8 protein-coding genes are annotated in these 8,395 nt (G+C 74.0%); 2 read left to right on the top strand and 6 right to left on the bottom strand.

Going from position 1 to position 8,395, the window contains the following annotated elements; translation table 11 throughout:
- Positions 1-22: 22 nt before the first annotated feature.
- Entirely contained in the window at positions 23-979 is a 957-nt protein-coding gene (locus tag K6I33_RS27240; protein ID WP_229357181.1) for an LLM class F420-dependent oxidoreductase, read from the top strand.
- Positions 980-1,068: 89 nt separating this feature from the next.
- Here K6I33_RS27240 and K6I33_RS27235 read toward each other — a convergent pair whose 3' ends face one another.
- The 5 genes from K6I33_RS27235 to K6I33_RS27215 form a co-directional block, all read right to left on the bottom strand.
- On the bottom strand, positions 1,069-2,040 hold the full coding sequence (locus K6I33_RS27235; protein ID WP_229357180.1) for an alpha/beta hydrolase family protein: 972 nt from the start codon (positions 2,038-2,040) through the stop codon (positions 1,069-1,071).
- Positions 2,041-2,197: 157 nt separating this feature from the next.
- A complete protein-coding gene (locus K6I33_RS27230; RefSeq protein ID WP_229357179.1) occupies positions 2,198-3,604 on the bottom strand; it encodes a serine/threonine-protein kinase in 1,407 nt (468 codons plus the stop codon).
- 4 nt (positions 3,605-3,608) lie between these two features.
- Positions 3,609-4,448: a serine/threonine protein kinase gene (locus K6I33_RS27225; protein WP_229357178.1), complete on the bottom strand. Its 840-nt coding sequence runs from the start codon at positions 4,446-4,448 to the stop codon at positions 3,609-3,611.
- 96 nt (positions 4,449-4,544) lie between these two features.
- On the bottom strand, positions 4,545-5,150 hold the full coding sequence (locus tag K6I33_RS27220) for a TIGR03086 family metal-binding protein (RefSeq protein ID WP_229357177.1): 606 nt from the start codon (positions 5,148-5,150) through the stop codon (positions 4,545-4,547).
- Positions 5,140-6,171, bottom strand: a complete 1,032-nt coding sequence (locus K6I33_RS27215; protein ID WP_229357176.1) for an SDR family oxidoreductase — start codon at positions 6,169-6,171, stop codon at positions 5,140-5,142. Before K6I33_RS27215 ends, K6I33_RS27220 begins: the two co-directional genes overlap by 11 nt.
- A 181-nt stretch (positions 6,172-6,352) precedes the next feature.
- On the opposite strand from K6I33_RS27215, the gene K6I33_RS27210 reads away from it, so the two are divergent.
- The gene (locus K6I33_RS27210; RefSeq protein WP_229357175.1) at positions 6,353-7,942 is read left to right on the top strand and encodes a hypothetical protein; all 1,590 of its coding nucleotides are present in this window, start codon (positions 6,353-6,355) and stop codon (positions 7,940-7,942) included.
- Here the strand turns inward: K6I33_RS27210 and K6I33_RS27205 are convergent.
- On the bottom strand, positions 7,891-8,395 hold a 505-nt coding region (locus tag K6I33_RS27205), incomplete at its 5' end, for a DUF998 domain-containing protein (RefSeq protein WP_229357174.1). The genes K6I33_RS27210 and K6I33_RS27205 overlap by 52 nt on opposite strands.

The raw sequence follows: 8,395 nt of genomic DNA, 5'->3' as shown, positions 1-8,395 counted from the left end.
GGGGTGGGGATACCCGACCGCGGTGACCGAGTACGGGTACTTCCTGTCCTGCGAGGAGCACTCCCCCAAGGACCTGGTCGAGCAGGCCCGGATGGCGGAGCAGGCGGGCTTCACCTCGCTGTGGATCTCCGACCACTTCCACCCCTGGACCGACGAGCAGGGGCACAGCCCCCTGGTGTGGTCGGTCATCGGCGCGGTGTCCGAGGCCACGTCGCTGCCGGTGGAGACCGCCGTGACCTGCCCGACGACGCGGCTGAACCCCGTGGTGACGGCGCAGGCGGCGGCCACGAGCTCGGTGATGCTCCAGGGGCGGTTCCGGCTCGGGGTGGGCAGCGGGGAGGCCTTGAACGAGCACATCCTGGGCGATCCGTGGCCGCCGGCGTCGGTGCGGCTGGAGATGCTGGAGGAGGCCGTTCAGGTGATGCGGCTGCTGTTCGGGGGCGGCCAGGTCAGCCACCACGGCAAGCACTACACCGTCGAGAACGCCCGCCTGTACACGCTGCCCGAGGAACCGGTGCCCATCGACGTGTCGGCGTTCGGGCCGGCGGCCACGGAGGTGGCCGGGCGCATCGGCGACGGGCTGGTGACGATGGTCCCGGACCCGGACGCGGTGGCCCGTTTCCGGCGGGCGGGCGGCGGCCAGAAACCGGTGCAGGGCGGGACGAAGGTGTGCTGGGGCCCGGACCGGGAGGCGGCGCTGGACACCGCGCACCGGCTGTGGGCCGTGGAGCGGTTGCCGGGCGAGCTCAACCAGGTGCTGCCCACGCCCGCCCATTTCGCGCAGGCCGCCGAGCTGGTGACGCGCGACCGGGTGGCCGCCGCGGTGACCTGCGGCGACGACGCCGACGCCCATGCGGGGGCGCTGCGCGCGTACGCCGACGCCGGGTTCGACCGGGTGCACGTCTCGCAGATCGGCCCCCTTCAGCGGGGCTTCTTCGACTTCTACCGGACGAAGGTGCTGCCTCAACTCGTGGAATGAGCCGAATGAGCGGCATGAGCGGAACGTGTGGAACGAGGCCACGGACAGGGCCGTTGGGGGGGCGGCGGCCCTGCCCGTCCTGCCGCCGCCTACGCCTTGCGGAGGCGGCCGATGATGCCGTCGATGTCGCCGCGGAAGAAGTCCCTGCGGAAGAAGTGGCCGCCGCCGTCCTCGTGCGCCTCGTACGGGATGCCGGCCCGGTCGAGGAGGCCGCGGAACTCCCGCTGGCCGGCCAGGACCTCGGGCTCGTTGAGCCAGTCGAACGCGGTCTTGGGGGCCGTGCCGGCGACCATGAAGATCCGCTTGTTCCGGTAGCTCTCGATGTGCTCGACCGGGTTGTCCATGCTGACCCGGTTCTGGTCCCACGGGGTGCCGTAGACGGTGGCGCCACCCAGGTCCAGGGCGGACGTCAGGTTCGCCCAGTGGACGACCAGGCCGCCGTCACGGCGCAGGCTGGCCGGGCCGGAGTAGGAGCTCACCGAGGCGAAGTGGCCGTAGTACTTGGCCGTGTACTTCAGCGCGCCGAAGCCGCCCATGGAGAATCCGCCGATGGCGCGGCCGTCGTACTCGGCGTACGTCCGGAAGTTGGCGTCGATCCAGGGGATCAGCTGGTTGATGTGGAAGTTCTCCCAGTTGCGGGGGCCGACGTTGGAGCGGACCGGGTTGGAGTACCAGCCCGTCTTCCCGCCGTCGGGCATCACGACGATGATCGGCTTGCCGGCGGTCAGCTCACGGATGCCCGCGCGGTCGAACTCGATGAAGTCGCCCCCGCCGCCGTGGAGCATGTAGAGGACGGGGTAGGTGCGCCCGCTGGTGTGGTAGTCGTCGGGCAGCAGGACGTTGACGGCGGGCTTCCAGCCGATCTCCGCGGTCTCGAACCGGTAGTACCACATACGGGGGTCGTTCTCGCCGCGTTCCGCGACGCGCAGCCCGAAGCCGTCACCGGCCGCGTGGGCCGCCGGCGCGGACGCGAGGACGCCTCCGGCGCCGAGCGTCACCGCGGCGGAGAGGCCGCCGACGGCCTTCAGCAGATTCCTGCGGGTCGGGCGGTGCTCGTTCAACGCGACCTCCTGGTCGGTACCGGTGATGAGTCGTCAGTGCGGTCACGGCCGCGGCCCGCAAGGTAGCGGCGGTACGCCGGGGCACGGCACCCGGAACGATCCGGAGTGACGGCGCCCGGCGGTCACCGATAGGAAGGTGGGTGCCCCGCCGGCCACCTCACCGCACGGGCGTGGGGCGTGGGCACCCGGGAATCGTGGGGCGGTCCTTGGTGCGCACGGCGGGCAGCCAGGCGGTGGGCCGTGCGGAGCCCCGTGGGAGGCGGACGCGGAACCACTGGGCCGACCATGTGCCCGTCTCGTCGACGATGGGCACGCCGCCGGACAACTGACAGTCGACGGCGAGGGCGTCACCGTGCCACACCCGTACCGGAACGACGTTGTCGATGGTGTAGGGCCGCAGGGGGTCGATCGCCAGGCCGAGGCTGCACTCCGCGTTCCGGTCCCGGCGGTCCTGGCAGGCCCGCTCGGCGTTGAACACCCGGATCCGGCCGGCGGCGGTGGCCCCGCCCGGGTCGGCGGGCGGCGCGGATCCGGTGTCACGCCCGGCGTACGACCAGCCCGCCGCCACGACGCCGCACACCGCGGCGGCCACGACGGCGGCGCGTGTGGCACGGCGCCGGCGGCGGCGTCCCGTGGGCGGCGAGGGCTCCGGCTGGGCGGCCTGCCGAGCGGTGACGCGTGCCAGCAGGCTCTCCGCCGTGTGGACGGCGCGGGCGGAGTGCGTCGGGGCCAGACAGTCGGCGGCCAGGGCGCGCCAGAACGGGGGCACCGCGTTGTCCATGCGCAGCGGTGCCCGCCCCTCGGCGTACTCCTGCGTCGAGGCGGCGCGCGAGACCGGTGTGGCGCCGGGGAACGGCGAGGCCCCGGAGGCGAACACCTGGTGGACGATGATGCCCAGGGCCCAGATGTCGGCGCTGGGCCGGACCCGCACTCCGTGCTCGCCGAGCGGGGCCTTCCAGCGCTCGGGCGGCAGGTAGTCGAAGGTGCCCATCGGGGGCGCGTAACCGTGGGTGCCCTGAGCGCCGGTCAGTTCCGTCGCGAGCCCGAAGTCCGAGAGCCGGACCGAACCGTCCGCCATGAGCAGGACGTTGTCCGGTTTGAGGTCGCCGTGCACCCAGCCGGTGGCGTGGAGGTGCGCGAGGCCCTCGCATATCTCGGCGAGGATCCGGCCGCCCTCGGCCTCGGTCACCCCGGTGTCGAGCGCGTCCCGCAGGCTGCGCGCGGCCCGCTCCATGACGAGCACGATCGCGCCGTCGAGGAACGGGTGGCCCGGCTCGCTGAGCACGACGGAGTCCAGCAGGCGGATCAGCCGGGGGTGGCCGGCCCGGCGCCCGAGTTCGGCCTCGCGCCGGGCCGTCTCCGCGACCTTGCGGGCCTGGCGCGGTGCGAGCCCCTCGGTGGGCAGGATCTTCAGGGCGACGGTGTCGTCGGTACTGTCCGTGCCGTCGGTGTCGTCGCCCCGGCCGGCCGGTCGTCCGGCGTAGACGGTGGCCCAGCCGCCGGTCCCGATCGGCGCGGTGACCTCCCAGTCGCCGACGCGGTGGCCGGGCGGGAGCGGTTCCACGCGGTCACTCCCCGAGGTGTCGGCCGGACCGCGCACCGGGCCCTCCTCCGGTCCGGGGCGGCAGCAGCGCGAGGTGCTCCTCGCGTACGAGCCCGAAGCGCAGCGCGAGGCCGACGATCGCCTCCCGCTTGCCGTTGCGGCGGGCTCCCCGGCCGGATTCCCCCCCGGCCGGCACGGCGATCCGCATCTTCTCCCCGGCGAGGTAGTCGATGTGCGAGCTGACGGCCCGTGCCGTCAGCCGGCCGCAGGCGGTGTGCCCCCGCAGCCGCTCGACGATCTGCGGGGTGGTCGGCACCGCCACGGGGGACTCGTCGCGCAGCCGCGGTTCGCAGAGCGCGACCAGCACCAGGAAGTAGGTGGCGGTCTCGTCCAGGGAGTACGCGGTGACCGTGCGGCTCTCCCAGGGGCCGCCCACACCGTCCGGGTCCAGGTAGACGTGGTCGGGCGCGAACACCTGGAAGGCGACCGTGGCGCCGCCGCGGGTGGGCAGCACGACCCTGGAGAACTCGAAGGGGATGGGCGCCCCGGCCCGTCTCGGCGGCACCCTCAGGTACTCCCCCGCCCCTTCCGGGTTCTCCACCAGATAGCTCTGGGTCGCGCTGTGATTGCTGAGCTGCCAGTGGTCGTCGGTCACCCTGATCTCCCCCGCCAGCCGGGAGATCGCCTCGTCGGCGAGGCGGAGCTCGACGGGGGTCGTCGCGGAGCCCCGCCCGAAGCGCGCCATCTCCCCCGGGCCGAGCCGTAACGTCACCGCGTCGCCGCTCGGCTCCCCGTCGGCGTCACCGCTCCCGCCCGCCGGCCGGCTGCCGCTCCCCTGCGGCAGATAGACGACTATCCCGCTCACACCGCCCCCTCCTCGCTCCCCGTGCACCAGGTGTCACACAGTGCCGAGGTTACCCATCCCGCACGGTCACGAGGAGGCGGGCCGGTGCGCCGTGGCTCAGGGCCGCCGCCCCAGCTGCGCCAGCAGCCGCTGCCAGGAGTCCGCGCCCGGCGGCGGTTCGGTCGCCGGGGCGAACAGGCCCGAGCCGGAGAGCGCGCCGGCGTAGGGCTCGACCTCGTGGCGGGTGAAGTCCACCAGGGCCTTGGAGGGGTGTTCGTCCGCGCCGATGGCCCGGGAGAGGTCCCACGCGTGGACGACCAGGTCGGCGATCATCTGGGCGCAGTACGCGTGGGCGGCGACGCGCCCGTAGGAGAGCTCCACCGTCCGGGTGAGGGCGCCGCGGGCGCCGAACGCCTCGCGGGCGGCCCCGGCCGCGCGTTCCCAGGCGGCGACGGGGTCGTCGCCCAGCCGGTCGCCGTCGAAGGCGTCGCCCACGTCCGCGATGCCCGCGCCGTCCAGCAGGGGCGGCACCCACAGCTGTTCGACGGTGAGGTGGTTGACCAGGTCGCGGACGGTCCATTCGGTGCACGGGGTGGGCGCCGCCCACTGGTCGGGGCGGACGGCGCGCACCCGGTCGGTGAAGAGGTCCAGTGCCTCCGCGTGCCGGGCGCGCACGGTCCTGCGCCGCGATTCGGTCGGTTCCGTGTCAGCGTCAGCGCTCATGCCACCCATGGTCCGCCCGCATACGGGTCGCGGCGAACGCGGCGGCGGCCAGCGCCGCTCCGGCCGCCAGGGCGCCCCGGTGCTCGGAGAGCCACAGCTGCGGGCCGTGCGAGCGGGCGCCCATACCGAAGTCGCCGTGGGCGCCGTGGTCGTGGCCGCCGTCGCCGTCGACGGGGTGCCACAGGTTGACCTCGGGGAGCGGCGGCGGCGGATCGGGCGTCTGCTGCCTGTCGTAGGCGGTACGGGCGAGGTAGCGGTCGAGCAGGCCGGGGGCGACGGCGTTGGCGAGGAGGGTCGCGACGGTGCTCGCGCCCACCCAGTACTCGCGGCGGCGCGGGTGGGCGGCGGCGAACAGGATGGCGCGGGCGGCGAGCTCGGGCTCGTAGACGGGCGGCACGGGCCGGGGGCGGTGGGGCATGCGGTTGAGCACCCAGCCGAACTGCGGGGTGTTCAGGGCAGGCAGCTGGACCATGGTGGTGCGGACCTTGCTGCCCTGGTGGAGGAGTTCGCAGCGCAGGGACTCGTTCCAGCCCTGGACGGCGTGCTTGGCGCCGCAGTAGGCGGACTGGAGCGGGATGCCCCGGTAGGCCAGCGCCGAGCCGACCTGGACGATGGTGCCGTGGTCGCGCGGGAGCATCCGGGACAGCGCGGCGTGGGTGCCGTACACATAGCCCAGATAGGTGACCTCGGTGACGCGCCGGAACTCGTCCGGCTCGATCTCGACGAACGGCGCGAAGACCCCGGCGAAGGCGTTGTTGACCCAGACGTCGACCGGGCCGAAGATCTCCTCGATCCGGTCGGCGGCCTCGGTGACGGCCCGGTGGTCGGCCATGTCCACGGACAGCGGCAGCGCGGCGCCGCCGGCCCGCAGGACCTCGTCCGCCGCGGCGTCCAGCCCCTTGCGGCCACGGGCGAGCAGCGCCACGCTCGCGCCGCGCTCGGCGAAGGCCCGGGCGGTGGCCCGGCCCACGCCGCCGCTCGCCCCGGTCACCACGACGACGCTCGGCTGGTTTCTCTTCATCACCGGCGCCGGGTACCCGTGCCGGTGACGCGCAAACAGAAGTCCTCAAAAACAGAGTCTTCAAAAACGGAAGTCCTCGAAAAAGCGATATCAGCGCACTTTCACCCGTTCCGGTGATTGTGACCGGGTGTCGCCGCCACCCACCCTGGAATCCGGATCCGCTGGGGACGGGGAGCGCGTCATGCCGCAGACACCGCACGGTCCGGAGGCACCCCACGGCCGGGTGGCGGTCACCACACAGCACAACGACAACCGGCGCAGCGGCCTCAACGCGTGCGAGACGACCCTCCGTCCGGGCAATGTCACCCCCGCCTCCTTCGGCCGGCTCTTCAGCCGCGCGGTCGACGGCCATGTCTACGCCCAGCCGCTGGTCCTCCCCGGGGTGGAGCTGCCGGGCCCGGGCCCGCGCGACGTGGTCTACGTGGCGACGATGCACAACAGCGTCTACGCCTTCGACGCCGTCGACCCCACCGCCCCGGCCCCGCTGTGGCGCACCTCCCTCGGCCCGTCCTGCCCGCTGCCCGACCCGGAGATCGGCCCGTCGCACTACAAGGACATCGCGGTCGAGGTGGGCGTGGTGAGCACCCCCGTCATCGACGCCGCCCGCCAGGTGATCTACGTGCTGGCCTTCACCAAGGAGGCGGACGGCCACCACCACACCCTCCACGCCCTCGACACCCGCACCGGGCAGCCGGTCCTCGGCGGCCCCGTGCGCGTCGAGGCCACCGTGCCGGGGACGGGCGACGGCAGCGTGGGCGGGCGGCTGACGTTCACCAGCAAGCGGCAGATCCAGCGCTCGGCGCTCACCCTGGCGAACGGCACGGTGTACGCCGCCTTCGCCGCCTACGGCGACCGCAGCCCGTACCACGGCTGGGTGTTCGGCTTCGACGCGACCACGCTGCGCCGGACGGGGGTGTACATCACCACGCCCGGCACCGGGCTGGGCGGCATCTGGATGGCCGGGCAGGGCCTCGCGGTGGACGAGGCGGGGTGCCTGTACTTCATGACCGGCAACGGCGGCTTCCGCCCCGACGGCTCGGAGCTCGGCGACAGCGTCGTCAAGCTCCGTCCGGACCTGACGCTCGCCGACTGGTTCTCACCGTTCAACAACGCCGAGCTGGACGCCGCCGACGCCGACCTCGGCTCGGCCGGGCCGCTGCTGATCCCGGGCACCCGGCTGCTGCTGGGCGGGGGCAAGGAGGGCAAGTTCTATCTGCTCGACGCGGACGCCATGGGGCACTTCCACGCCGGCTCCGACAGCCAGATCCCGCAGAGCTTCTATGTGGTGACACCCGACGCGAACAGCCACCACATCCACGGCGGCCCGGTCCGGTGGGACCTCCCCGGCGGCCCCTGGTTCTATGTGTGGCCGGAGAACGCCTTCCTGCGCGCCTACCGCTTCTCCGGCGGACGCCTGGACCCGTCCCCGGTGTCGACGAGCACCACCACCGCCCCCACGGGCGTGCCGGGCGGCTCCCCCGGCATGCCCGGCGGGATGCTGTCCGTCTCCGCCGCCGGCCGGGACCCGGAGTCGGGCCTGGTGTGGGCGTCCCACCCCTGGCGGGAGAACGCCAACCAGGCCGTGGTGGACGGCGTCCTGCGGGCCTACCGGGCCCACGACCTCACCGACGAGGTGTGGCACAGCAGGATGAACGCCGCCCGGGACGACGTCGGCAAGTTCGCCAAGTTCGTCCCGCCGACCGTGGCCAACGGCCGGGTCTACCTGCCGTCGTTCTCCGGCGCGCTGCACGTGTACGGGCTGACGGGCTGAGCGGCGCCGTCCCGGGGGTCCGGCGGGTCGGGCACCCGTGCCGCGGCCGCGCGCGGCCGCCGGGCCTCCGCCCGCAGGGCCACGGCGAGCAGGACGAACCACACGCCGACGAGCAGCAGATGCGCCCGCTGGGGCACCCCGTGCCAGCCCGGCCGCCCGAACAGCGGCCCCACCGTGGCCAGCGCCGTCGTCATGGCGGTGCCCAGCACCCACGGGCCCCAGCGGCGGACGGCGGGGCGCCGGGGGGCGCCGAGCGCCGCCGCGGTCACCAGCAGGGCCATCGAGGCGAACAGCGCCAGGTGCACCAGCGCGCTGGTGGTCGTGTGCCAGGGGTTGACGGCCTCGCACGGGCTCTCCACCGAGGGGGCGCAGCGCATCGGCACGGCGACGTCGGCCACGGAGGCCGCGCCGAAGGCCACCAGCGACCACCAGCCCGCCCCCTCCCAGCGGCCC

Origin of the sequence: Streptomyces sp. UNOB3_S3, assembly GCF_020740895.1 — a bacterium.
GTDB lineage: Bacteria > Actinomycetota > Actinomycetes > Streptomycetales > Streptomycetaceae > Streptomyces.
The sequence above is the reverse complement of the archived record's forward strand: the minus strand, read 5'-3'. Positions and strand labels throughout refer to the sequence as shown.

Bases quoted from the DNA above. Each gene is read 5' to 3' on its own strand.
- K6I33_RS27220 (WP_229357177.1), bottom strand. From the start codon at position 5,150: ATGAGCGCTGACGCTGACACGGAACCGACCGAATCGCGGCGCAGGACC.
- K6I33_RS27210 (WP_229357175.1), top strand. From the start codon at position 6,353: ATGCCGCAGACACCGCACGGTCCGGAGGCACCCCACGGCCGGGTGGCG.
- K6I33_RS27215 (WP_229357176.1), bottom strand. From the start codon at position 6,171: ATGAAGAGAAACCAGCCGAGCGTCGTCGTGGTGACCGGGGCGAGCGGC.